General features: G+C 61.3%; 20 protein-coding genes. 12 read left to right on the top strand and 8 right to left on the bottom strand.

Features of this window, described 5'->3' with window-relative positions:
• Positions 1-3 precede the first annotated feature (3 nt).
• Entirely contained in the window at positions 4-942 is a 939-nt protein-coding gene (locus tag J3P76_RS16730) for a sel1 repeat family protein (protein ID WP_434700997.1), read from the bottom strand.
• A 212-nt stretch (positions 943-1,154) separates the two neighbouring features.
• On the opposite strand from J3P76_RS16730, the gene J3P76_RS16725 reads away from it, so the two are divergent.
• The 4 genes from J3P76_RS16725 to J3P76_RS16710 all read left to right on the top strand — a co-directional run bounded on the left by J3P76_RS16725 (position 1,155) and on the right by J3P76_RS16710 (position 5,009).
• Entirely contained in the window at positions 1,155-1,835 is a 681-nt protein-coding gene (locus J3P76_RS16725) for a response regulator (RefSeq protein ID WP_420764756.1), read from the top strand.
• Positions 1,835-3,166, top strand: coding sequence for an ATP-binding protein (locus J3P76_RS16720; protein WP_434610473.1), 1,332 nt, complete (start codon positions 1,835-1,837; stop codon positions 3,164-3,166). Before J3P76_RS16725 ends, J3P76_RS16720 begins: the two co-directional genes overlap by 1 nt.
• A gap of 122 nt (positions 3,167-3,288) precedes the next feature.
• Positions 3,289-4,698 (top strand): aspartate aminotransferase family protein, encoded by a 1,410-nt coding sequence (locus J3P76_RS16715; protein ID WP_434563195.1) that lies wholly within the window; start codon positions 3,289-3,291, stop codon positions 4,696-4,698.
• An 83-nt stretch (positions 4,699-4,781) separates the two neighbouring features.
• Positions 4,782-5,009 carry an MbtH family protein gene (locus J3P76_RS16710; protein ID WP_420764753.1) on the top strand — a complete coding sequence of 76 codons (228 nt, stop codon included), beginning with the start codon at positions 4,782-4,784 and terminating at the stop codon, positions 5,007-5,009.
• Positions 5,010-5,130: 121 nt separating this feature from the next.
• Here J3P76_RS16710 and ppsR read toward each other — a convergent pair whose 3' ends face one another.
• Positions 5,131-5,949, bottom strand: coding sequence for a posphoenolpyruvate synthetase regulatory kinase/phosphorylase PpsR (gene ppsR / locus J3P76_RS16705; RefSeq protein ID WP_420764752.1), 819 nt, complete (start codon positions 5,947-5,949; stop codon positions 5,131-5,133).
• A 184-nt stretch (positions 5,950-6,133) separates the two neighbouring features.
• Between ppsR and ppsA the strand changes: the two genes are divergently transcribed.
• From ppsA to J3P76_RS16665, 8 genes are all read left to right on the top strand, one after another.
• Entirely contained in the window at positions 6,134-8,509 is a 2,376-nt protein-coding gene (gene ppsA / locus J3P76_RS16700) for a phosphoenolpyruvate synthase (protein ID WP_434611545.1), read from the top strand.
• A gap of 136 nt (positions 8,510-8,645) precedes the next feature.
• The gene (locus J3P76_RS16695) at positions 8,646-9,635 is read left to right on the top strand and encodes an alpha/beta fold hydrolase (RefSeq protein ID WP_434628388.1); all 990 of its coding nucleotides are present in this window, start codon (positions 8,646-8,648) and stop codon (positions 9,633-9,635) included.
• Between the two features lie 128 nt (positions 9,636-9,763).
• The gene (gene rraA / locus J3P76_RS16690; RefSeq protein ID WP_420764750.1) at positions 9,764-10,255 is read left to right on the top strand and encodes a ribonuclease E activity regulator RraA; all 492 of its coding nucleotides are present in this window, start codon (positions 9,764-9,766) and stop codon (positions 10,253-10,255) included.
• A gap of 25 nt (positions 10,256-10,280) precedes the next feature.
• The gene (locus J3P76_RS16685) at positions 10,281-11,276 is read left to right on the top strand and encodes a zinc transporter ZntB (RefSeq protein ID WP_420764749.1); all 996 of its coding nucleotides are present in this window, start codon (positions 10,281-10,283) and stop codon (positions 11,274-11,276) included.
• 63 nt (positions 11,277-11,339) lie between these two features.
• Positions 11,340-11,585 carry a CrfX protein gene (locus J3P76_RS16680; protein ID WP_420764748.1) on the top strand — a complete coding sequence of 82 codons (246 nt, stop codon included), beginning with the start codon at positions 11,340-11,342 and terminating at the stop codon, positions 11,583-11,585.
• A gap of 2 nt (positions 11,586-11,587) precedes the next feature.
• Complete coding sequence (locus J3P76_RS16675) at positions 11,588-12,412, top strand: mechanosensitive ion channel family protein (protein WP_045155488.1); 825 nt, start codon at positions 11,588-11,590, stop codon at positions 12,410-12,412.
• Positions 12,413-12,503: 91 nt separating this feature from the next.
• Complete coding sequence (gene sigX / locus J3P76_RS16670; protein ID WP_420764747.1) at positions 12,504-13,094, top strand: RNA polymerase sigma factor SigX; 591 nt, start codon at positions 12,504-12,506, stop codon at positions 13,092-13,094.
• Between the two features lie 107 nt (positions 13,095-13,201).
• On the top strand, positions 13,202-14,236 hold the full coding sequence (locus tag J3P76_RS16665; protein ID WP_058542369.1) for an OmpA family protein: 1,035 nt from the start codon (positions 13,202-13,204) through the stop codon (positions 14,234-14,236).
• 187 nt (positions 14,237-14,423) lie between these two features.
• Here J3P76_RS16665 and cobA read toward each other — a convergent pair whose 3' ends face one another.
• From cobA to J3P76_RS16635, 6 genes are all read right to left on the bottom strand, one after another.
• The gene (cobA, locus tag J3P76_RS16660; RefSeq protein ID WP_434675107.1) at positions 14,424-15,179 is read right to left on the bottom strand and encodes a uroporphyrinogen-III C-methyltransferase; all 756 of its coding nucleotides are present in this window, start codon (positions 15,177-15,179) and stop codon (positions 14,424-14,426) included.
• Between the two features lie 10 nt (positions 15,180-15,189).
• Positions 15,190-17,907, bottom strand: coding sequence for a nitrate reductase (locus J3P76_RS16655; RefSeq protein ID WP_434700996.1), 2,718 nt, complete (start codon positions 17,905-17,907; stop codon positions 15,190-15,192).
• Positions 17,904-18,224 carry a nitrite reductase small subunit NirD gene (gene nirD / locus J3P76_RS16650; RefSeq protein WP_420764744.1) on the bottom strand — a complete coding sequence of 107 codons (321 nt, stop codon included), beginning with the start codon at positions 18,222-18,224 and terminating at the stop codon, positions 17,904-17,906. Before nirD ends, J3P76_RS16655 begins: the two co-directional genes overlap by 4 nt.
• A complete protein-coding gene (gene nirB, locus J3P76_RS16645) occupies positions 18,221-20,674 on the bottom strand; it encodes a nitrite reductase large subunit NirB (RefSeq protein ID WP_434700995.1) in 2,454 nt (817 codons plus the stop codon). The genes nirD and nirB overlap by 4 nt, the downstream gene beginning before the upstream one ends.
• Positions 20,675-21,101: 427 nt before the next feature.
• A complete protein-coding gene (locus J3P76_RS16640) occupies positions 21,102-22,772 on the bottom strand; it encodes a protein kinase domain-containing protein (protein ID WP_434610487.1) in 1,671 nt (556 codons plus the stop codon).
• Between the two features lie 9 nt (positions 22,773-22,781).
• Entirely contained in the window at positions 22,782-23,993 is a 1,212-nt protein-coding gene (locus J3P76_RS16635) for a nitrate/nitrite transporter (protein WP_025212688.1), read from the bottom strand.
• Positions 23,994-24,150 lie beyond the last annotated feature (157 nt).

Here is a 24,150-nt window from a genome sequence, read left to right as displayed (position 1 = left end):
CAATCAGAATTCCTGATAGGTTAACCGGTATTCGGACATCGGGGGATGGCTCAGTTTCCACGCTTGGGCCTGTTGCTTGGCGTCGGTGATTTCTTGCGCGGTCAATTGCGCTTCGAGGTGGGCGAGATTTTTGACAGTATCAGCGTGGCGCTTGAATTGGCGCGTTGTATCACTGACCAGCCAGAGCAGAGCGTAGGCTTTGACAAGGTCTTTTTCGTAGCCGTATTCCTGTTCATCCTCGTCCATGTCGTATTCCGTCGAGATCGCAAAGGCGTAGTCCAGCAAGGCATTGACATCATTGAGCTGAAGCCTCTTTTCCAGCCAGGCACGTCTGGTTGTCTTATCGCGTACTGTTAACAGTCTGGGGTACCACGCCATGGCTTTGGGCAAGCCCGCAATCGCGGCCTCCAGCAGGAGTCTCGTCTGTTCAGCCGTTGGGGTGAGGCCGGAGGGGACGAGTTTTTCATCCCTTCCATACGAGTAAGCCAGGATACATTTGGCCTCGGAGGAACCGGCTCGCTCGGATTTTCTCAACGACTCGATGTCCCCCGTCAATTCGTAAAGCTGTAGCAGGCGCTCAGCCGGGTCTGCGTTGGCTTCAGCCAATGCCTTGGCCTTGGCCAACGACGTTCCGTCCGCCAGTCGCAGCAGGGCGTAGAAATGATCTTGACCAGCAGCCTTTTGGTACCAGTTTCGCGCCTCTTCGGTCATGTTTCCGGCGTCACGCCTCAGCACCTCCGCCAAGGCATATTGCGCTTCTTTGTTGCCATCCGTGGCAGCTATCAATAGATGGAGTTTCGCCCTGTTGAATTCTCCCAGGTTGTATAACTCCAGGCCCTCGTTTGTCGCCATTGTTCGTTGCTTTTTTACATGGTCGACCAGGTTTTGGATCGCGGTGACAAAGTCGGCGTAACTGAGCAGCGCGTTCGTATGCGTATACATGTTGGGATACCTGCTTCGATAAGGAAAATATGTGTCCAGCGGGTACCAAAGTAAAAGCGACGGTCCATTCGGGTGCGGTATATATGTATGGCGATGGGTTCGAATGTTTCCAACGGTTACTGGTATGCCTCGCACCCACGGCTTTGCGGGCTGCCATAATTGCGCCTTAATGTTCACTTGGTTCAATCGCGGCTTTTGCCCATGGAGCGTTCATGCACGTATTGGTATGCGAAGATGATGCGCTGATTGCCAGCGGCATCGTGGCCGGGCTCACGGCTCAAGGCCTGACGGTCGAGCACGTCGCCACGGCATCGGCGGCGCGGGCCATGGTCGGCGTGGCGACGTTCGATGTCATGGTGCTGGACCTCGGCTTGCCCGATGAAGATGGCCTCAAGCTGCTCAAGCAATTGCGCCAGCAGGGCCTGGAAATCCCGGTGCTGATCCTGACCGCGAGGGACTCGGTGACCGACCGTGTCGACGGCTTGCAGGCCGGCGCCGATGACTATCTGCTCAAGCCCTTCGACCTGCGCGAGCTGGCGGCGCGCCTGCATACGTTGTTGCGGCGCGTTGCCGGGCGCAGCGTCAACCTGATCGAACATGGTCGCCTGACGTATGACCCCAGCAGCCGGGAAACCACCCTGGACGGCCAGCCGGTTGACCTCTCCCGGCGCGAGCAGGCGCTATTGCAGGCGTTGTTGCACAGCCGTGGCCGGGTGCTCTCCACCGAGCAACTCAAGGACAGCGTCTACGGCTTCAATGACGAGCTGGAAAGCAATGCGCTCAACGTCCATATCCACCACCTGCGACGCAAACTGGGCAATGGCGTTGTCGAGACGGTGCGCGGGCTGGGCTATCGCCTGGGGCCGGCCGACGGCGGGGAATCTTCCAAGTGATGAGCCTGCGATTGCGCTTGAGCCTGACCCTGGGCGCGGCATTTGCCCTGATCTGGGCCTTGGCGGCGGCGTGGATGCTCAGCGACCTGCGCAATCAGATGATGTTTTCTCTCGATCAGCGCCTGGTCGCCTCGGCACAGATGGTCGCCGGGCTGCTGGAGCAATTGCCGCCGGTGCCCAGCAAGGGTGAGGGTACGCATTTCAGCGCCGAACAACTGAGCGTCCCGGGGGGCATGGCTTGTCAGGTTACCTCGTTGCGGGGCGAAATCCTGGCACGCAGCCACGACACCCCGGGACAACCGCTGGAAGCCGAGAAGATGGGCTTTCATGACCAGATGATCGATGGCGCGCCGTGGCGCAGCTTCACCCTGGCCCGTGGCGACTTGCGTATCACCACCGCCGACCGCCAGATTGAACGCGAAGCCTTGAACATGTCGGTGCTGTTGGCGGCGTCGGTGCCGGTCGGCGTGGCGTTGCTCGGTTGCCTGTGCCTGTTGTGGCTAGGCGTCGGCCAGGGCTTGGCGCCGCTCAATCGCATGCGCGATGCGTTGACGCGGCGTAACGCGGACTCCCTGGAGCCGTTGCAGATCCAGCCGTTGCCCAGCGAGTTGCAACCCTTGCTGGAAACCCAGAACCAGCTGCTGCTGCGCATCGGCAAGGCCATCGAACGTGAGCGCCGCCTGACCGGTGACGCGGCCCATGAATTGCGCAGCCCCTTGACCGCCATCAAGACGCACCTGCAGGTGGCGCGCATGACCGACGGCGCCGCTCGCGACCAGTCCCTGGCGCGGGCGGAGGAGGGCGCCGATCGGTTGCACCGTACCCTGGAACAATTGTTGTTGCTGGCCCGGGTCGAGGGCAGCCTGTCGTTCGACGACGGTGTGCAATGCAATGCCGCGCAAGTCGCGCGGCTGGCTATCCAGGACGCGGCCAATGGCGCTCCCCAGCGAATCAGGCTGCATGTCTCGCCGCAATTGTCCGATGCGCCGGTCCAGATGCCGGCGGTCTTGTCCATAGCCGCGCTGCGCAATCTGTTGGACAACGCCTTGCGCCATACCCCGGACGATACTGACGTCGAGCTGAACCTGGAAATGGTGGGCCAGCGCGTGCGTTTCCAGGTACGCGACCACGGGCCCGGCATTGCCGCCGACGATGTCCAGCACCTGACGCAGCGCTTCTGGCGCACTGGGCAGAGCGAAGGTTGCGGGTTGGGGCTGGCGATCGTCCAGGCCATCGTTCAGCGATGCGGCTGCGGCTTGCAGTTCGATAGCCGCCCGGACGGGCTGCGGGTCGAGCTGACCGTGCCGCTGCAAGCCTCTTTGACTCAGTAGATAGCCCGAGGCAGTAAATCCGTGCCTCGCTGATGCGTTCCCACAACAGGAAACCTGCATGTGCGCTGCGAATGCGCACCTGCCCGGTGCGCCGTTTGGTCACTCATTGCGGGGTCGAGAACATGTCAGTCACAAGTCCTATCGAAGCGTCGACAGTACGAGGCGGCTCCACGCCGGTCGAGACGCTTTACCAATTCGACGAATCACCGTTGCTGGCGCGCCAGAACCGCCAGGAATCCAATGCACGCAGTTATCCCCGACGCATACCCCTGGCGCTCAAACGCGCCAAGGGGCTGTACGTCGAAGACGTCGAGGGCCGTACTTTCATCGATTGCCTGGCTGGCGCCGGCACGCTGGCGCTCGGGCACAACCACCCGGTAGTGATCGAGGCGATCCGGCAAGTGCTTGCCGATGAACTGCCCCTGCATACCCTGGACCTGACCACGCCGGTGAAGGACCGCTTTGTCCAGGATCTGTTCGGCCTGTTGCCGGCAGCCCTGGTCGCCGAGGCGAAGATCCAGTTCTGCGGCCCCACCGGCACCGACGCCGTAGAAGCGGCGCTCAAGCTGGTACGTACCGCGACGGGGCGTAGCACGGTGCTGTCGTTCCAGGGTGGCTATCACGGAATGAGCCAGGGTGCGTTGAGCCTGATGGGCAGCCTGGGGCCGAAGAAGCCCTTGGGCGCCTTGCTCAGCAACGGCGTGCAGTTCATGCCGTATCCCTACGATTACCGCTGCCCGTTCGGTTTGGGTGGCGCGGAAGGCGTCAAGGCCAACCTGCATTATCTGCAAAACCTGCTGAACGATCCGGAGGCCGGCGTGCAATTGCCAGCGGCCGTCATCGTCGAAGTGGTGCAGGGCGAGGGCGGCGTCGTACCGGCCGACCTCGACTGGCTGCGTGGCTTGCGGCGGATCACCGAGCAGGCCGGGGTGGCGTTGATTGTCGATGAAATCCAGAGTGGCTTCGGCCGGACCGGCAAGATGTTCGCCTTCGAGCATGCCGGAATCGTCCCGGACGTGGTCGTGCTGTCCAAGGCCATCGGCGGCAGCCTGCCGCTGGCGGTCGTGGTGTATCGCGACTGGCTCGACACCTGGGCGCCGGGCGCCCATGCCGGCACGTTCCGGGGCAACCAGATGGCCATGGCAGCCGGTTGCGCTGTGATGCGTTATCTGGTGGAACACGACCTGCCGGCCCACGCCACCGCCATGGGCGAGCGCTTGAGCGAGCATTTGCTAATCCTGCAACGGGATTTCCCGCAGATGGGCGATATTCGCGGTCGCGGCCTGATGCTCGGCGTCGAGTTGGTCGACCCTGCGGGCGTGCCGGACACCCAGGGTCACCCACCGGTGCATGCGCGTCTGGCGCCACGCTTGCAGCGCGAGTGCCTCAAGCGTGGGCTGATCCTGGAATTGGGCGGCCGACAGGGCGGCGTGGTGCGGTTCCTGCCGCCATTGATTATCACGGCGACGGAAATCGATCGGGTCGCCGACATTTTCCGGCGCGCCCTGGAAGCCGCCGTGGCCGATGCCTAATTTTCCCTCGGCCCGGTACGTTCCTTTCATAACTTGGCTGCGCCCGTGGCGCGGCGAACCTTGAGCAATGACGGAGAAACACCATGACTTCAGTATTCGATCGCGAGGACATCCTCTTCCAGGTCGTGGTCAACCACGAAGAACAATATTCGATCTGGCCGGACTACAAAGCCATCCCGGAAGGCTGGCGTACGGTCGGCAAAAGCGGCTTCAAGAAGGAATGCCTGGCGTATATCGAAGAGGTCTGGACCGACATGCGCCCGTTGAGTTTGCGCAAGAAGATGGAAGAGCAGGCGGCCTTAGCGCAGTAGACCGCGGACACATGTGGGAGCGAGCCTGTTCGCGATGCAGGCAACTGGGTCTTTCAGTCAGACCAAGGTGATGCTATCGCGAGCAGGCTCGCTCCCGCAGGGCTTTGTGGTGTTGCGGGTTTTATTTGAACCGCCGCTCCACGCCTTTCTCCACCAGGATCTTCGCCGATATCTCTTCCACGGAAAAATGCGTGGAGTTGATATGGGGAATGTTCTCCCGCCGGAACAGGTTTTCCACTTCGCGCACTTCGAACTCACACTGGGCGTAGCTCGAATAGCGGCTGTTGGGCTTGCGTTCGTTGCGGATCGCGGTGAGGCGGTCCGGGTCGATGGTCAGGCCGAACAGTTTGTGCTGGTGGGCGCGCAACGCATTGGGCAGTTGCAGGCGCTCCATGTCGTCTTCGGTCAACGGATAGTTGGCCGCGCGGATGCCGAACTGCATCGCCATGTACAGACACGTCGGCGTCTTACCACACCGCGACACACCCACTAGGATCAGGTCGGCCTTGTCGTAATAATGCGTGCGGGCGCCGTCATCGTTGTCCAGCGCAAAGTTGACCGCCTCGATCCGCTCCATGTAGTTGGAGTTGTGACCAATGGAATGGGACTTGCCGACCGAATAGGAAGAATGTTCGCTCAGTTCCTGTTCCAGGGGCGCCAGGAACGTGGAAAAAATGTCGATCATGAAACCATTGGACGTTGCGAGAATCTCACGGATGTCCTGATTGACGATGGTGTCGAAGATAATCGGGCGAAAACCGTCGTTTTCGGCGGCTTTATTGATTTGCTGTACCATGGCCCGCGCCTTGTCGACGCTGTCTATGTAGGGGCGTGTCAGCTTGGTGAAGGTAATGTTCTCGAACTGCGCCAACAGGCTCTGGCCCAGCGTTTCGGCCGTGATGCCGGTGCCGTCGGAGATAAAGAAAGCAGATCGTTTCATTTGCGCCTTGGGCCTTAAGCTAGTGAGCTAGTCACGATTCTTGGATATGATAGGCGCGATTTGCCGGCCGCCCGTGGCCCGCATTCTCACTTATTTTCCAGGTCCAGGCCATATCGCCGGTGAGCGCTCCCCTGGAGCCGCCGGTACCTTGAGCTTTTCCAACACAGTCAGTGGAGAGATCACCTTGGTAGAGTACGTAGTTTCCCTCGATAAGCTCGGCGTCCATGATGTAGAGCATGTGGGGGGCAAGAACGCATCCCTGGGCGAGATGATCAGTAAGCTCGCGGGCGCCGGAGTATCGGTGCCGGGTGGCTTCGCCACGACCGCCCAGGCTTATCGTGACTTCCTGGAACTGAGCGGCCTGAACCAGCAGATCCACGATGCGCTCGACGCCCTGGACGTCGATGACGTCAATGCCCTGGCCAAGACCGGTGCCCAGATCCGCCAATGGATCATGGAAGCCGAGTTTCCCGAGAAGCTGAACAGCGAAATCCGCACGGCTTTTGCCAAGCTCTCCGAAGGCAACCCCGACATCGCTGTCGCCGTACGCTCCTCGGCCACCGCCGAAGACTTGCCGGACGCCTCGTTCGCCGGCCAGCAGGAGACTTTCCTGAATATCCGTGGCGTGGAAAACGTCATCCGAGCCGCCAAGGAAGTCTTCGCCTCCCTTTTCAACGACCGTGCCATTTCCTACCGCGTGCATCAGGGCTTCGACCACAAACTGGTCGCCCTGTCCGCCGGTGTGCAGCGCATGGTCCGCTCCGAAACCGGCACCGCCGGCGTGATGTTCACCCTCGACACCGAGTCGGGCTTTCGTGACGTCGTGTTCATCACCGGCGCCTATGGCCTGGGTGAAACCGTCGTGCAAGGCGCGGTGAACCCCGATGAATTCTATGTCCACAAGGGCACCCTGGAAGCCGGTCGTCCGGCCATCCTGCGCCGCAACCTGGGCAGCAAGGCCATCAAGATGGTCTATGGCGACGAAGCCAAGGCGGGTCGTTCGGTCAAGACCGTCGATGTCGACAAGGCTGATCGCGCGCGCTTCTGCCTGACCGACGCCGAAGTCAGCGAGCTGGCCAAGCAGGCGATGATCATCGAGAAGCACTACAAGTGCCCGATGGACATCGAGTGGGCCAAGGACGGCGACGACGGCAAGCTGTACATCGTGCAGGCCCGTCCGGAAACCGTGAAGAGCCGCACCCAGGCCAACGTCATGGAGCGCTACCTGCTCAAGGAAACCGGCACCGTGCTGGTGGAAGGCCGCGCAATCGGCCAGCGCATCGGCGCCGGCAAGGTGCGGATCATCAAGGACGTCTCGGAGATGGACAAGGTCCAGGCCGGCGACGTGCTGGTCTCCGACATGACCGACCCGGACTGGGAACCGGTGATGAAGCGCGCCAGCGCCATTGTCACCAACCGCGGTGGACGCACTTGCCACGCGGCGATCATCGCCCGTGAGCTGGGCATTCCGGCCGTGGTCGGTTGCGGCAATGCCACCGAACTGCTCAAGGACGGCCAGGGCGTGACCGTTTCCTGCGCCGAAGGCGACACCGGCTACATCTTCGAAGGCGAGTTGGGCTTCGACATCAAGAAGAACTCCGTGGACGCCATGCCGGAGCTGCCGTTCAAGATCATGATGAACGTCGGCAACCCGGACCGTGCCTTCGACTTCGCGCAGCTGCCGAACGCCGGCGTGGGCCTGGCCCGCCTGGAGTTCATCATCAACCGCATGATCGGCGTGCACCCCAAGGCACTGCTGAACTATGACGGCCTGCCACAGGACATCAAGGACAGCGTCGACAAGCGCATTGCCGGCTACGACGACCCGGTCGGTTTCTACGTCGAGAAGCTCGTGGAAGGCATCAGCACCCTGGCGGCGGCGTTCTGGCCGAAGAAAGTCATCGTGCGGCTGTCGGACTTCAAGTCCAACGAATACGCCAACCTGATCGGTGGCAAACTCTACGAGCCCGAAGAAGAGAACCCGATGCTGGGCTTCCGTGGTGCGTCGCGCTACATCAGCGAATCGTTCCGCGATTGCTTCGAACTCGAATGCCGTGCCCTCAAGCGCGTGCGTAACGAGATGGGCCTGACCAACGTCGAGATCATGGTGCCGTTCGTGCGCACCCTCGGCGAGGCGAGCCAAGTGGTCGACCTGTTGGCGAAAAACGGCCTGGCCCGTGGCCAGAATGGCCTGCGCGTCATCATGATGTGCGAACTGCCGTCCAACGCGATCCTGGCCGAAGAATTCCTCGAGTTCTTCGACGGCTTCTCCATCGGCTCCAACGACCTGACCCAACTGACCTTGGGTCTGGACCGCGATTCGGGGATCATCGCCCACCTGTTTGACGAACGTAACCCGGCGGTCAAGAAGCTGTTGGCCAATGCTATCGCCGCCTGCAACAAGGCCGGCAAGTACATCGGCATCTGCGGCCAGGGCCCTTCGGACCACCCGGACCTGGCCAAGTGGCTGATGGAGCAGGGTATCGAAAGCGTTTCGTTGAACCCGGACTCGGTACTGGAAACCTGGTTCTTCCTGGCTGAGGGGCAGGCTGCGGTCTGATCGAGTGAAGGGGCCTGATCGGTAATGTAAGCCGGGGTAATTCCTTGTGGTATCCGGCGGCCAGTCTTCCGGCCCCTTTTGATTTGAAGTAGGGCGGGCTCCATTTGGAAGCCGCCCTTTTTTGTGCAAGAAGATCATGCAAAGCAGCAGCAACCTATTTCCTGTCGCCCTGATCAGCGCCGAGCGGCGTGGCGATCTGAGCGAAGATGTCTATCGTTTGAAACCCGGTAACAGCCCCGACTACAGCGTCGAGCTGGCCGTCACCCGGCTGGGCATGGCCGATGTCGGCGAAACCCGGGGTGTCCCGGTGATCCTGTTGCACGGCAATTTTTCCAACCGTCGCTTCTGGTATTCGCCCAAGGGGCTGGGGCTGGGGGCGCACCTGGCGCGGTTGGGGTTCGATGTCTGGATTCCCGAAATGCGCGGGCATGGCTTATCCCAACGAAACCAGGGCTACCGCAACAACCGCGTGGCCGACTACGCCCGGTATGACTTGCCGGCCATCGGCGCCTTCGTGCGCGAGCAGAGCGGGCAGGTGCCCCATTGGATCGGTCACTCGCTGGGCGGCATCACCCTGGCAGCGGCCTTGGGCGGCCATTACCTGGGCGCGCCTGCCGTTGCATCGGCGGCATTTTTTGGTACACAGGTCAGCCGTACCTATTGGCCACTGAAAATTCCCCCGGTTGAATGGAGCGGGCGCTTCATCCTCAAGCGTTTCGCCCATTTGTCCGGTTCAAGGCTCAAGCGCGGCCCAGAAGATGAGCCCATCGGCCTGGCCCTGGAGAGCCTGCGCTGGTATGGCCTGTTCGGGCGTTTCGGCGATGCCGAGAAAAACTGGTGGGCGGGCCTGGCCGACGTGCAGGTGCCGGTGCTGGCGGTGAGCGCCGCCGGCGATCAGCAGGATCCTACCTGGGCATGCCGCAAACTGTTCGAGCAGATCGGTTCCGAGCACAAGCAATTTGTCTGCCTTGGGCGCGAACAAGGCTTCGGCGATGATTTCGGCCACGTCGAAATGCTCGTCAGTAAAGCCGCCCAGGCCGAGGTCTGGCCATTGGTGGCTCGGTGGCTGGAGGATCAGCGCGGACCGTTGCCGGCGGATCAACCCCACCTGGCGGAGGCGGTTTGACGCGAAGGCTCTGAGGTGGGCATTTCGCTCTGGACTGCTTGCGGCTAAGATATGACGCGTTCCGCTGTTCCGGTCACAAACAGCGGTTCACTTCAGCCCGACGTTCCAGCCCATACAGGAGTTGTTCGATGAACCATTACCTCACGCCTGACCTGTGCGATGCCTATCCAGACCTCGTGCAAGTGGTGGAACCGATGTTCAGCAATTTCGGCGGCCGCGATTCCTTTGGTGGCGAGATAGTGACCATCAAGTGTTTCGAAGACAATTCCCTGGTCAAGGAACAGGTCGAGCTCAAGGGGGACGGCAAGGTGCTGGTGGTCGACGGCGGCGGTTCCCTGCGTCGGGCGCTGCTGGGAGACATGCTGGCGGAAAAGGCCGCGAAAAATGGTTGGGAAGGGTTGGTGATCTACGGTTGCATCCGCGACGTCGACGTCATTGCCCAGACCGACCTCGGCGTCCAGGCCCTGGCCAGCCATCCGATGAAGACCGACAAGCGTGGCATCGGCGATCTCAATGTGGCGGTCACCTTTGCTGGCGTGACGTTCCGTCCGGGTGAATATGTCTATGCGGACAATAACGGCGTGATTGTCTCGCCGAGCCCGTTGAAGATGCCTGAATAAAGCGTTGCAGCCATAAGGGATGAGGATGTTCGAGGAAGAAAACGCGCAATGGGGGCTGGTGCATGCCCTGGTGCTGGATGGTAAAGGTGGCGCGCGTTCGATAGCCCGGACCGAACTTGACGATCTGCAGCTGCAGGCCCATGAAAGCCTGTGGCTGCATTGGGACCGCAGTCATCCGCAAACCCATACGTGGCTGCGCAAATCCAGTGGTTTGAGTGAATTCAACTGCGATCTGCTGCTTGAAGAGAACACCCGTCCACGACTGCTGCCGTTGCCCAACGCCGAACTGCTGCTGTTTTTGCGTGGGATCAACCTCAATCCGGGGGCCGAGCCGGAAGACATGGTGTCGGTGCGCATCTTTGCGGCGGCGCAGCGAGTGATTTCCCTGCGGCTGCGCCCTTTGCGCGCCACCGATGAGCTGCTGGCCGAGCTGTCCGAGGGCAAGGGGCCCCGGACAGCTTCGGAACTCATCCTTTATATGGCGCAGTACCTGACCAATAAGGTGCAGGACCTGGTGACGTGCCTGTCGGAAATTGTCGACACCGAGGAAGAAAAGCTCGATACCGACGAACGGTATACGCCTGAGCACGATGCCATTTTGCACATCCGTCGCCGGGCTGCCGGGCTGAAGCGATTCCTGGCGCCGCAACGGGATATTTTCGGCCAGATGTCGCGAATCAAGTTGCCCTGGTTCGTCGAGGACGACGGTGACTACTGGAATGAATTGAACAACAGCCTGACCCGCTACCTCGAAGAGCTGGAACTGACTCGCGAGCGCGTGGGGCTGGTACTGGAGGCCGAGGACCGGCGCCTTTCAGTGCGCATGAACCGCACCATGTACCGCTTCGGCATCATCACTGGGATCTTCCTGCCGATGAGTTTCCTCACGGGGCTGCTGGGCATCAATGTCGGCGGCATTCCGTTTTCCGAGAGCCCCTATGGTTTCCTCGTCGCTTGCCTGCTGATGGTCTGCGTTGCGCTGGGGCAATGGTGGCTGTTTCGCCGTTTGCGTTGGGTGTGATGGGGTTTCATGTGACCCGACGAAATCTGATCGCGTCTTCCACAGACATCACGAGAGGTGCGTATGCACGATCCGTTTGAACAGTCTCTGCGCGACATGCTCAAGGCCTCGCCGTCCAGCCGGGACGACGATGCATGCCTGGGCCGTGTACTCAAAACCGCCAACCGCCAGGTGGGCGCCGGCGATCTGTTCAGCCTGCTGGGCCGTTGGGTGCCAGCGCTGATGATCGCCCTGAACAACGGGTCGGCCCACGTCTCGCCGGTTTCCCGTCGCAAACCTGTTACTCGCACCGCTGATAAGGCTGACTGAATATGGAACTTGATCTCTGGACCCAGAGCCTCGTCACGGCAATGACTGCGTTGTGGACCAAGATAGCTAACTTTATTCCCAATCTATTCGGCGCCTTGGTGGTGCTGTTGTTGGGTTTTGTCGTGGCCAAGCTGCTGGACACGTTGCTGTCCAAGCTGCTCGCCAAATTGGGCCTCGATCGCCTGATGGGCGGCACCGGCCTGACCAAGCTTTTGTCCCGTGGCGGCATCCAGGTTCCGATCTCGACCTTGGTGGGCAAGATCGTCTATTGGTTCGTGCTGCTTATATTCCTGGTTTCCGCGGCTGAGTCCCTGGGCCTGGAGCGCGTTTCAGCGACCCTGGACATGCTGGCGCTGTATTTGCCGAAGGTGTTCGGCGCTGCCTTGGTGTTGCTGGTGGGCGTGTTGCTGGCGCAATTGGCCAACGGCCTGGTGCGCGGCGCCGCCGAAGGTGTCGGGCTCGATTATGCTTCGGGACTTGGACGGATTGCCCAGGGCCTGGTGATCATCATCAGTATTTCGGTCGCGATCAGCCAGTTGGAGGTCAAGACTGACCTGCTCAACCATGTGATTGTGATTGTCTTGATTACCGTTGGTCTGGCGGTTGCGCTGGCCATGGGGTTGGGAAGCCGGGAAATCGCCGGTCAGATTCTTGCGGGAATCTATGTGCGTGAGCTCTACGAGGTTGGGCAACAAGTGCGTGTTGGAGAGGTCGAAGGCCAGATCGAAGAGATCGGCACGGTGAAGACTACATTGCTGACCGAGGAAGGCGAGCTGGTGTCGCTGTCCAATCGGATTCTGCTGGAACAGCATGTGAGTAGCCGCTAACCCGGCAAATCCTGCTAATGTATGCCGCCGCAAAATGCCTGGTACCGCAGGCTGCGGCGCACATTGACCTAGACTGTCGGCCCGACTTGTTTTGAACAAACCCCAATCGCTATCCACGCGCTACGACCCCCGTGATCTCTCCGATGAGGAGTTGGTCGCGCGCGCGCATTCGGAGCTGTTTCACGTCACACGCGCATACGAAGAGTTGATGCGCCGTTACCAGCGAACATTATTTAACGTTTGTGCAAGATATCTTGGGAACGATCGTGATGCTGATGATGTCTGTCAGGAGGTGATGTTGAAGGTGCTGTACGGCTTGAAGAACTTCGAGGGGAAATCGAAGTTCAAGACGTGGCTATATAGCATCACCTACAACGAATGCATCACACAGTATCGCAAGGAGCGGCGAAAGCGTCGGTTGATGGACGCGTTGAGCCTTGACCCTCTCGAGGAAGCGTCCGAGGAAAAGGCGCCCAAGCCCGAGGAAAAGGGTGGACTCGATCGCTGGCTGGTTTATGTGAACCCGATCGACAGGGAAATTCTGGTGCTACGATTTGTCGCAGAACTGGAATTCCAGGAGATCGCAGACATAATGCACATGGGTCTGAGCGCGACAAAAATGCGTTATAAGCGCGCGCTCGATAAGCTGCGTGAGAAATTTGCGGGCATAGCTGAAACTTAGTTCAGCGCAAATATCTCTTACGTGTAGGCAAGTTCTGATAGACTTGCCGCCGAGTTGTCCCCCGGTTTGCGGGACTGCTTCACAATCACCAGATGGGGATTTAACGGATGAAACTGAAAAACACCTTGGGCTTTGCCATTGGTTCTTTGATTGCTGCCACTTCGTTCGGCGCTCTGGCACAAGGCCAAGGCGCAGTTGAAATCGAAGGCTTCGCCAAGAAAGAAATGTTCGACAGCGCTCGTGATTTCAAGAACAACGGCAACCTGTTCGGCGGTTCGGTTGGTTACTTCCTGACCGACGACGTTGAACTGCGTCTGGCCTACGACGAAGTGCACAACGCACGTACCGACGATGGCACCAACGTCAAGGGCGCGAACACCGCTCTGGACGCTCTGTACCACTTCAACAACCCAGGCGACATGCTGCGTCCTTACGTTTCGGCCGGTTTCTCCGACCAGAGCATCGACCAGAATGGCAGCAACGGTCGTAACCGTTCTACCTTCGCCAACGTTGGTGGCGGCGCCAAGCTGTATTTCACCGACAACTTCTACGCCCGTGCTGGCGTTGAAGCTCAGTACAACATCGACCAGGGCGACACCGAGTGGGCTCCTAGCGTCGGTATCGGTGTGAACTTCGGTGGCGGCTCCAAGCCAGCTGCTGCTCCAGTTCCAGCACCTGCTGAAGTCTGCTCCGACAGCGACAACGATGGCGTGTGCGACAACGTCGACAAGTGCCCTGACACCCCAGCCAACGTAACCGTTGACGCTGATGGCTGCCCAGCTGTTGCTGAAGTCGTACGTGTTGAGCTGGACGTCAAGTTCGACTTCGACAAGTCGGTCGTTAAAGAAAACAGCTATGGCGACATCAAGAACCTGGCTGATTTCATGAAGCAGTACCCATCCACCAGCACCACTGTTGAAGGTCACACTGACTCCGTCGGTCCTGACGCTTACAACCAGAAACTGTCTGAGCGTCGTGCAAACGCCGTTAAGCAAGTTCTGACCAACCAGTACGGTGTTGAATCGTCCCGCGTTCAGTCTGTTGGCTACGGCGAATCCCGCCCAGTTGCCGACAACGCCACTGAAGCTGGTCGTGCAGTCAACCGTCGCGTAGAAGCGCAGGTTGAAGCTCAAGCTAAGTAATTAGCCCACAGCACTAGAAAAACCCGGCTTAGGCCGGGTTTTTCTTTGTCTGGGATTTAATGGGACGGCTTGTGCAGGACCTGTGGGAGCGAGCTTGCTCGCGATTGCGGTGTATCAGTCACCCTGCAAGTGGCTGATCGATTGCAATCGCGAGCAGGCTCGCTCCCACATTGGTAATCGTCGTAAGTTAGACCGCTAGAGCCTGGGCCATGGTCTGCGCAGAAACGGGCAATTCGGCAACACCCGCCACCGCACCAATCACCAGGATCGCCGGACTCTTGAGTTGAAACGCGCTGGCGTCGGTTTCCATCGATGCCAGGTCGCTGCGGCAGTCGCGCTGGTGGGGCAGGGAGGCGTTTTCAATCATGGCGACCGGTGTATTCGCCGCCATACCGCCCGCCAGCAATTGCTCACGGATCTCGCTCAGTTTCGCCACCCCCATATACACCACAAGGGTCGTCCCGCCCTGGGCCAGGGCTTGCCAGTTCAGGCTGCTGCCGTCCTGGGTATGGGCAGTGACCAGCGTCACGCCACGGGCAACGCCGCGTAAGGTCAGTGGAATATCGCATTGGGTGGCTCCGGCAAGACCCGCCGTGATGCCATTGACCAGTTCCACCTCGACCCCGTGTTCGCGCAGCCACTGCGCTTCTTCGCCGCCCCGGCCGAAAACGCACGGGTCGCCGCCCTTGAGGCGTACCACGCATTTGCCTTGGCGGGCATAACGCAGCATCAGTCGATGAATGAACGCTTGTGGCGTGGAGCGGCAACCGCCGCGCTTGCCCACGGCGATGATGCGTGCGCCCGGACAATGTTCCAGCACTGCCTCGTTGACCAGGTCATCGATCAACACGACGTCGGCTTCGCCCATGGCGCGCACGGCTTTGAGGGTCAGCAATTCAGGGTCGCCAGGACCCGCACCTACCAGCCAGACTTTTGCGTTCATAGTGTTTTCCTCACGAGATAGCCGCCAGCGGTTGCGCGTTGGCAACCAGCAGGCGTTTGATTTCCGGTACGCAGGAACCGCACTGTGTGCCGCAACCCAGTTCGTTTTTCAGGCCCTGCAGATCCAGGCCGCGCTCGATACCCGCGCAAACCGCGCGCTGGCTGACATTCATGCAATTGCACAGGGTTTTCCCGCCGCCCATGGCGGCACCGGTGTTGCCCGGTGGCGCGCTCAAGGGGGCCAGCAGCCAGCGCCGCAGTTGCTCGTCGGCGCGACCTTCGAGCCACAGGTTCTGCAGCCAATGGCGAGCCAGGGTTTCTCCGGCCAGCCGAATGGCCGTGATGCGGCCGTTTTCGATCCGCACCCGCTTGCCAATGGAGCGGCGCGGATCGTCATAGGCCAAGACGGGCCCGTCGATAAGGCCGAGTTGCTCGTCGATCGCCTGGAGCAGTTGCGGTGCGGGCGCAGCAGCGCTGGCGGCGCGAATCAGCAATGCGGGACGTTCACGTCCGGTAAGGCTAAGGCTGACGTAGGCAAACGCCTCACACAGAGGACGCAAAGTCTCCAGATGCTGTTGAACATCGCCTTCGACCAAGGCGAAAAGCTGCCATGGCAGGTTCACCGGTTCCAGGCGCACGCCGCTGTGCTTGAGCTCCGGCTGCTTCGACAAAGGGTCGAACGCCGGTTGAGTCAGGACGTTGACCCCGCCCTTGAGAAACCGGTCGCCCCAGTGCATGGGCAGGAATGCCTGTCCGGGGCGCACGCTTTCGTCGCTGTCCACCGCCACGATCAGGCTGCCGCGACGGCTTTTGAGGCTGACCAGGTCGCCCGCTTGCAGGCGATGGCGAAGCAGCTCGTCGGGATGCAGGCTGAGCACCGCTTCGTTGACATGGCCAAACAATTGCGCGGCGGTGCCGGTGCGGCTCATGCCGTGCCACTGGTCACGCAAGCGGCCGGTGTTCAGGGTCAACGGATAGCGCGCGTCACGCAATTCCTTGGCGGCGCGATAGGGGTCGGCTACAAACCGAGCCCGGCCGCTTTCCGTAGGAAACACGCCGTCTACGTATAAACGGGCGGTGCCGACCGTAGCGCCTTCGCGGAAAGGCCATTGCTGGGGGCCAAGCTGATCGATCAGCGCGTGGCTGATACCGGACAGGTCCAGGTCGCGACCACGGGTCAGCTGCTTGTATTCATCGAACAGTTGCGCCGGTGTTTCGAAGCCGAACAGGCTTGAGGAGGTAGGGCGCAGACGTTTTTCCAGGCGTTGTGCGAAATCCACAGTAATGGCCCAGTCCGGACGTGCTTCACCCGGTGCGTTTATTGCCCGGCGAACGTGTGAAATGCGCCGCTCGGAGTTGGTGACCGAGCCTTCTTTCTCACCCCAACTGGCCGCTGGCAGCAGCAGGTCGGCGAAGGTGGCGGTCTCGGTGGTGCGGAAAGCCTCCTGCAATACCACGAATGGGCAGGCTTGCAGGGCTTCGCGTATGGCGGCCTGGTCAGGCATTGATTGGGCCGGGTTGGTGCAGGCGATCCACAGCGCCTTGATCTTGCCGTTGCGCACCTGCTCGAACAACTCGATGGCGCTGAGGCCGGGGGTTGCCGGCAATTGTTCGACGCCCCAGTAATCGGCTACTTCAGCGCGATGTTCCGGGTTGGCTACTTCGCGATGACCGGGCAGCAGGTTGGACAGACTGCCCGTTTCGCGGCCGCCCATGGCGTTGGGCTGGCCGGTCAAGGAAAACGGGCCCGCGCCCGGACGGCCGATCTGTCCGGTGGCCAGGTGCAGGTTGATCAGTGCGCTGTTTTTGGCGCTGCCGGCGGTGGACTGGTTCAGGCCCATGCACCACAACGACAGGAAACTGGGAGAGGTGCCGACCCATTCGGCGCATTGGTGCAGTTGCTCGACACTGATACCGCACAGCTGGGCGACCATGGCGGGCGTGTAGTCGCGTACCAGGTTCTTCAGGTCCGCGAGGCCTTCGGTGTGTGCCTTGATGAAACTGCGATCAATCCAGTCTTCCCACAACAGCAGGTGCAAAATCCCATGGAACAATGCGACGTCGGTGCCCGGCAGGATCGCCAGGTGCAGGTCCGCCAGGTCGCAGGTGTCGGTGCGCCGGGGGTCGATGACGATGATTTTCATCTCTGGCCGGCGGGATTTGGCTTCTTCGAGGCGACGAAACAGGATCGGGTGGGCGTAGGCCATGTTACTGCCGACGATCATCACGCAGTCGCTCAGTTCCAGGTCCTCGTAGCTGCAAGGTGGGGCGTCGGCGCCGAGGCTTCGCTTGTAGCCCACCACGGCGGAGGACATGCACAGCCGCGAGTTGCTGTCGATATTGTTGGTGCCCACCAGAGCCCGGGCGAGTTTGTTGAAGGCGTAGTAATCCTCGGTGAGCAATTGACCGGAGATGTAGAAGGCCACGCTGTCCGGGCCGTGCTCGGCGATGGTCTCGGCGAAAATACTGGCAGCATGATCCAGCGCACTGTCCCAGTCGGTGCGGGCCCGGGCCAGGCCTTTGCCCAGGCGCAGCTCGGGGTAGAGCGCGCGGGCGGCGAGGTCGCCGGTCAGGTGCAGCGTCGAGCCCTTGCTGCACAGTTTGCCGAAGTTGGCCGGATGGGCAGGATCGCCACTGACGCCGAGGATCCGCTCGCCGTCATGCTCGATCAACACGCCGCAACCGACCCCGCAATAACAGCAGGTCGAGGCTGTGGTCTGGCGGCTCATGAGCTTGCTTCCCGCAGGGCCAGCATGACCCGGCCGTTCTCTACCCGGGCCGCATGGTGGTGGGCGCAACCCACGTCCGGGGCTTGGGCCAGGCCGGTTTCCAGGTCGATCTGCCAGTTGTGCAGCGGGCAGGCCACGCGCTTGCCGTAGATCAGGCCTTGGGACAATGGGCCGCCCTTGTGCGGGCAGCGGTCGTCGAGTGCGAAAACTTCATCGTCGCTGGTACGAAAAATCGCGATATCGCCCTTCGGCCCCTGGATGATGCGTGAGCCCAGGGCGTTGATTTCGTCCAACGCGCAGATATCCAGCCAGTTCATGCCGGCACCTCCAGGTTTTTCACGGGGATGGCCTCGAACTCTTTTTTCAGTTGAGGCTGTTCCAGCCGCTGTTTCCAAGGGTCCTGTTCCAGGGACAGGGAAAACTTCAGACGTTCGTTGAGGGCCTTGCGCCGCTCCGGGTCTTCCAATACCGCTTTCTTGATGTGCTCCATGCCGACCCGCTGCATGTAGTGCACGGTGCGTTCGAGGTAGAAGGCTTCCTCGCGGTACAGCTGAAGAAAAGCACCGTTGTATTCGCGTACTTCTTCGGCGGTCTTGAGCTTGACGAAAAACTCGGCGACCTCGGTCTTGATCCCGCCGTTGCCGCCGATGTACATCTCCCAGCCGGAATCGACGCCGATAATGCCTACGTCCTTGATGCCTGCTTCCGAGCAGTTGCGAGGGCAACCGGAGACAGCCAGCTTCACTTTGTGCGGCGACCACATATTGAACAAGTCATGTTCCAGCTCGATGCCAAGCTGGGTGGAGTTCTGCGTGCCGAAGCGGCAGAACTCACTGCCCACGCAGGTCTTCACCGTGCGGATGGATTTGCCGTAGGCATGGCCGGACGGCATATCGAGGTCTTTCCACACGCCGGGCAGGTCTTGCTTCTTGATGCCCAGCAAGTCGATGCGCTGACCGCCAGTGACCTTGACCATGGGCACGTTGTACTTGTCGGCGACATCGGCAATGCGCCGCAGCTCGGACGGGTTGGTCACGCCGCCCCACATCCGCGGCACTACGGAGTAGGTACCGTCTTTCTGGATATTGGCGTGGGCGCGTTCGTTGATCAGGCGCGACTGCGGATCGTCCTGGGCTTCGCCGGGCCAGGTGGAAATCAGGTAATAGTTCAGCGCAGGTCGGCAGGTGGCGCAGCCGTTCGGGGTGCGCCAGTTCAGGTAGCTCATGGTTCCGGCGATGGTCAGCAGATGCTGGTCGCGGATCGCCTGGCGAATCTGGCCGTGGTTGAGGTCGCTGCAGCCGCAGATGGCTTTCTCGCTTTTCGGCTTGACGTCCGCCGCGCCGCCCACGGTGTTGATCAGGATCTGCTCCACCAGGCCGGCGCAGGAGCCGCAGGAACTGGCGGCCTTGGTGTGTTTCTTCACGTCATCGACGCTGAACAGCCCGTGTTCCTGGATCGCCTTGACGATGGTGCCCTTGCACACGCCGTTGCAGCCGCAGACTTCGGCAGTGTCGGCCATGCTCATGGCTTTGTCCTGGCCCTGATGGCCTACATCGCCAAGTGCGTTTTCGCCGAACATGAGGTGGTCGCGGATCTCGCTGATGGCGTGATTCTCACGGATCTGGCGGAAATACCAGCCGCCATCCGCCGTATCGCCGTACAGACAGGCACCGACCAGCACGTCATCCTTGATCACCAGCTTTTTGTAGACGCCGCCGATCGGGTCGGAAAGGGTGATGGTCTCGGTGCCTTCGCCGCCCATGAAGTCGCCGGCGGAGAACAGGTCGATGCCGGTGACTTTCAGCTTGGTCGACGTGACTGACCCCTTGTAAGTGGCGAAACCCAGTTGCGCGAGGTGGTTGGCGCAGACTTTTGCCTGTTCGAACAACGGCGCCACCAGGCCATAAGCGGTGCCACGGTGGCTGGCGCATTCGCCGATGGCGTAAACGCGTGGGTCGTAGGTCTGCATCGTGTCGTTGACCAGGATCCCGCGGTTGCACGGGATGCCGCATTTTTCCGCCAGCTCGGTGTTGGGACGGATGCCAGCGGCCATCACCACCAGGTCGGCGGGAATGACGTCGCCGTTCTTGAACTGTACCGAGCCGACACGGCCATTGCCGGCGTCATGCAGGGCCTGGGTCTGTTCGCTGAGACGGAATTTCAGGCCACGGCTTTCCAGGGCGGTTTGCAGCAGTTGGCCGCTGGTCTTGTCCAATTGCCGTTCCAGCAGCCATTCGCCGATGTGCACGACGGTCACGTCCATGCCGCGCAGCTTCAGGCCGTTGGCGGCTTCCAGGCCCAGCAGGCCGCCACCGATCACCACAGCGTGTTTATGGGTCCTGGCGGTGTCGATCATCGCCTGGGTGTCGGCGATGTCGCGGTAGCCGATCACGCCATTGAGGGTATTGCCGGGGATCGGCAGGATGAACGGCGTGGAACCGGTGGCGATGAGCAAGCGGTCGTATTCGGCTTCGCTGCCGTCTTCGGCGATAACCCGGCGCTTGACCCGGTCGATCTCTACTACCTTGCGGTTGAGCAACAGCTTGATGTTGTTTTCCTGATACCAGTTCAGGTCGTTGAGCACGATTTCTTCGAACGTCTGTTCCCCGGCGAGCACGGGTGAGAGCAGGATGCGGTTGTAGTTGGCGTGGGGCTCGGCGCCGAACACAGTGATGTCGTAGAGCTCATTGCTCAACTTGAGCAGTTCCTCGAGGGTTCGAACCCCGGCCATGCCGTTGCCGATCATTACCAGTTTGAGTTTTTTCATCAGGGTTCTCCGCAAGCTCAGGCCTGTTTCATCACGGCGGTCAGGCTGGCTCGACAATTTTTCGAAAACAAAAAAAGGCGTCCCGCTAGCACAGCTAGCGAGGACGCCTTTGTCCTGGTCCCGTTCTCTCGGGAAGCACCGCCTTCATCGTTGAAGCGTTGCTTTATGTATGGTGAGAGAGGTTATGCAGTGGTTGTGCCAAGTGCTTCGGGAACGCGGATTTGTTGGGTGATCGGCGGGTCGGGTGAAACCGAGGGGAATTTATTGCACCGAATCAAAGCGTGTTGCTCGCTAATGGAGCGTGGGGCCGATAGCTTTGTAGTGGTAGACAGGCCGCCATCGCGAGCAAGCTCGCTCCCACAGGTTTTGTTTCCACTGAGGATCCAGTGTGGGAGCGAGCTTGCTCGCGATGGGGGGCGACCGGATTTCAGCTGTTAAACACCAGGAACAGCAGCACCACATTCACCACCAACGACACCAGCGCCAACGTCCGCCAGACCTTCAGCGGCTCCCTCTCGAGCAAAGGTCTGGGCCTTACGCTCATGCTGCGCCGCTCGCCCTGTTCCAGAACCAACAGCCATTCCTCGGCTGTTTCAAAGCGCTGCGCGGGGTCTGCCGCCACGGCCCGTTCCAGGCTTTGTCCAAGCCATTCGGCAAGGTCCGGTCGATAGCGGCTGGCGTTGATCGGCACGCCAAAACGCGGGCGCTGGAAGGCTTCGATTTCGCCGTAGGGATAGTGCCCCGTCAACAGGAAATACAAGGTCACGCCGACCGCATACAAATCCTGTTGCGCCGTAGGGGCGTTGCCGCCGAAGGCTTCCGGGGCAATGTAGCTGGGCGTTCCGGGCAGCACGTTGGCCTGGTCCTCGGACAGGCCGGGGCAGTACGCGAGGCCAAAATCCAGCAGGCGCAATTCGCCATCGTCTCCCAGGTGCAGGTTTTCCGGCTTGATGTCGCGGTGGTAGATCTGCCTTCGATGCAGCAGACCCACCGCTCGCACCAACCGCTGCGCCAGGTCTTGCCATTGGGCCAGCGACAGCGGACCGCCCTGGTTGAACAGCTCGGCCAGGGTCGCGCCCGGGTATTCGCGCATCACGTAGTACAGATGCTGGCGCTGAGGCACGCCATGCACCTCCGGAAATTGCCTGCCCGCGACCCGCTTGAGAAACCATTCTTCCGATAGCAGCGCCTGGCCGGCCCGGGTGTCGTCCCGTAACTGCCCGGGCAAGGTTTTCAGCAGCCAGGGTTGGCCCTGGCCATCGCGTACCCGGTAGAGCAACGACTGCTGGCTCTGGCCGAGCGCGCCTTCGATCTGCCAGCCCTCGAACACTTGGCCCGACTTCAGCGCAGGTGGCAGGGGCCACTGCTGCAATTGGATCAACGCGTCGCCGATGCTCGCTTCGCCCACCGCATCGACCCGCACCAGCAGCGCGCTGGCGTTGTCCTGGCTACCGGCCAGATGCGCGGCGTTGACCAGCGTCTGCGCGGCGAGATTGAGGTCCGGCTGGTCGCGCAGGATGCCGGCGATGGCCGTGTCCCCGAGTACCGCCCAGACACCGTCGCTGAGCAGCACGAAGGTTTCGTCTTCGTGTAGCTCCCCGTCCAGGAAATCGAGGATCAGGTGCTGATCCAACCCCAGGGCGCGCTTGAGCACATGCTGCATGCCCTGTTGTTCCCAGACATGGTCTTCGCTGACCCGTTGCAGGTTGTCGGCGTGCCAGCGGTAGACCCGGCAATCGCCGACATGGGCGAGGGTGAAGCGCCGGCCCCGCAGCACCAGGGCACTGACGGTGGTGAGCAGCGGCTGCCCGCCACCGTTGGCCTGCAGCCAGCGGTTCTGCGCCGACAGCAGCCGGTCCAGTGCCTGGGCCACGCCCCAGGTTTGCGGCGTGGCGTAGTAGTCCAGCGCCAGTGCCTGCAAAGTAGAGCGCGCCGCCAACCCGCCATCGGCGCATTGGCTCACACCGTCGGCGATGGCGAACAGGTAACCCTTGCTGGCGGCCAAGGCCGGGGCAGGGGTCACCAGGCGCAGGGCGTCCTGGTTCTCCTCCCGTGGGCCGATGGCACTGGCTTCGGCAAAACTCAATTGCAGGCTCATGATGGGCGGTCAGACCCGAGCAGCGGTGACGGCGGCCGAACCCCAAGTAGTTCTCCAGCGACGCTTGACGCCGTGCAGGCCGAACCAGGCCAGGACACCAAGGCTGGCGAACAACCACAACGCCAACTGGTAGCTGCCGGTGCTCTGCTTGATCGCGCCCATGCCCGCCGCGAGGGCGAAGCCGCCGATGCCGCCGGCCATGCCGATCAGCCCGGTCATCACGCCGATTTCCCGACGGAAACGTTGTGGCACCAGTTGGAACACCGCGCCGTTGCCCGCACCCAGGCCAAGCATGGTGCAGACGAACAAAGCCAATGCCGCGTAGGAACTTGGCAGGTTGAACCCCACCGCAGCGATGCAGACGGCCGCGACGGTGTACATGCCGAGCAAGGTGCGGATGCCGCCGAAACGGTCCGCCAGGGCGCCGCCCAATGGGCGCATGAGGCTGCCACCAAAGACGCAGGCGGCGGTGTAGTAGCCGGCCGTGACCGGGCTCAGGCCATATTGGTCATTGAAGTAGCCGGGCAGGGCGCTGGCCAGGCCGATGAAGCCGCCGAAGGTCACGCTATAGAAAAACATGAACCACCAGCTGTCCCGGTCGCCCAGGGCCTTGAGGTAGTCGGCCATGGATTTGGCCTTGGGGCGCTCAGGGGCGTTCTTGGCCAGCCAGGCGAAGAGGACCAGGGTCAGCACCAGCGGGATCAGCGCGAAGCCGAACACGTTGGTCCAGCCGAAGGCCACGGCCATGACCGGTGCGATCAATGCGGCGAGCACGGTGCCCGAGTTGCCAGCCCCGGCGATGCCCATGGCCTTGCCCTGGTGCTGCGGCGGATACCACTGGGAGGCCAGCGGCAGGGCCACGGCGAACGAAGCGCCGGCCACACCGAGGAACAGGCCTAGCAGCAGCGCTTGCTCGTAGCTGTGGATGCCCAGTTTCCAGGCGCAGAACAGCGCACCAATGACGATCACCTGACCGACCATGCCGGCGGTCTTCGGCGAAATCCGGTCGGCCAGCAGGCCCATGAACAGGCGCAGTACGGCACCGGCGAGGATCGGGGTGGCGACCATCAGGCCGCGCTGTTGCGTGGTCAGGTGCAGGTCGGCAGAGATCTGCACCGCCAACGGGCCAAGCAGGTACCAGACCATGAAGCTCAGGTCGAAATAGAGGAAGGCCGCGAACAATGTCGGGGTGTGGCCGGATTTCCAGAAGCTTGAATTCATCGCGCACCTCAGCTGTAAAAGTCTCGAGAAATGAGTCAGTGCTTTGAGCAGTGCGCCGCCTGTGGTCGCACCACCGGTCCCGCGGGACCAAAACAAAAAAACGCCGCAACCCGGATTGCCTGAGTGGCAAGAGGGTGTGCGACGTCTTTGTCGTAGG

This window comes from Pseudomonas sp. D1-36 (genome assembly GCF_051132205.1).
In the GTDB taxonomy this organism is placed as follows: Bacteria; Pseudomonadota; Gammaproteobacteria; order Pseudomonadales; family Pseudomonadaceae; genus Aquipseudomonas.
Note: the sequence above shows the minus strand (reverse complement) of the source record. Positions and strands in the feature narration are given on the sequence as shown.

Coding starts and splice junctions, on each gene's coding strand:
- J3P76_RS16730 (WP_434700997.1), bottom strand. CDS start 942: ATGTATACGCATACGAACGCGCTGCTCAGTTACGCCGACTTTGTCACC.
- J3P76_RS16725 (WP_420764756.1), top strand. CDS start 1,155: ATGCACGTATTGGTATGCGAAGATGATGCGCTGATTGCCAGCGGCATC.
- J3P76_RS16720 (WP_434610473.1), top strand. CDS start 1,835: ATGAGCCTGCGATTGCGCTTGAGCCTGACCCTGGGCGCGGCATTTGCC.
- J3P76_RS16715 (WP_434563195.1), top strand. CDS start 3,289: ATGTCAGTCACAAGTCCTATCGAAGCGTCGACAGTACGAGGCGGCTCC.
- J3P76_RS16710 (WP_420764753.1), top strand. CDS start 4,782: ATGACTTCAGTATTCGATCGCGAGGACATCCTCTTCCAGGTCGTGGTC.
- ppsR (WP_420764752.1), bottom strand. CDS start 5,949: ATGAAACGATCTGCTTTCTTTATCTCCGACGGCACCGGCATCACGGCC.
- J3P76_RS16695 (WP_434628388.1), top strand. CDS start 8,646: ATGCAAAGCAGCAGCAACCTATTTCCTGTCGCCCTGATCAGCGCCGAG.
- rraA (WP_420764750.1), top strand. CDS start 9,764: ATGAACCATTACCTCACGCCTGACCTGTGCGATGCCTATCCAGACCTC.
- J3P76_RS16685 (WP_420764749.1), top strand. CDS start 10,281: ATGTTCGAGGAAGAAAACGCGCAATGGGGGCTGGTGCATGCCCTGGTG.
- J3P76_RS16680 (WP_420764748.1), top strand. CDS start 11,340: ATGCACGATCCGTTTGAACAGTCTCTGCGCGACATGCTCAAGGCCTCG.
- J3P76_RS16675 (WP_045155488.1), top strand. CDS start 11,588: ATGGAACTTGATCTCTGGACCCAGAGCCTCGTCACGGCAATGACTGCG.
- J3P76_RS16665 (WP_058542369.1), top strand. CDS start 13,202: ATGAAACTGAAAAACACCTTGGGCTTTGCCATTGGTTCTTTGATTGCT.
- cobA (WP_434675107.1), bottom strand. CDS start 15,179: ATGAACGCAAAAGTCTGGCTGGTAGGTGCGGGTCCTGGCGACCCTGAA.
- J3P76_RS16655 (WP_434700996.1), bottom strand. CDS start 17,907: ATGAGCCGCCAGACCACAGCCTCGACCTGCTGTTATTGCGGGGTCGGT.
- nirD (WP_420764744.1), bottom strand. CDS start 18,224: ATGAACTGGCTGGATATCTGCGCGTTGGACGAAATCAACGCCCTGGGC.
- nirB (WP_434700995.1), bottom strand. CDS start 20,674: ATGAAAAAACTCAAACTGGTAATGATCGGCAACGGCATGGCCGGGGTT.
- J3P76_RS16640 (WP_434610487.1), bottom strand. CDS start 22,772: ATGAGCCTGCAATTGAGTTTTGCCGAAGCCAGTGCCATCGGCCCACGG.
- J3P76_RS16635 (WP_025212688.1), bottom strand. CDS start 23,993: ATGAATTCAAGCTTCTGGAAATCCGGCCACACCCCGACATTGTTCGCG.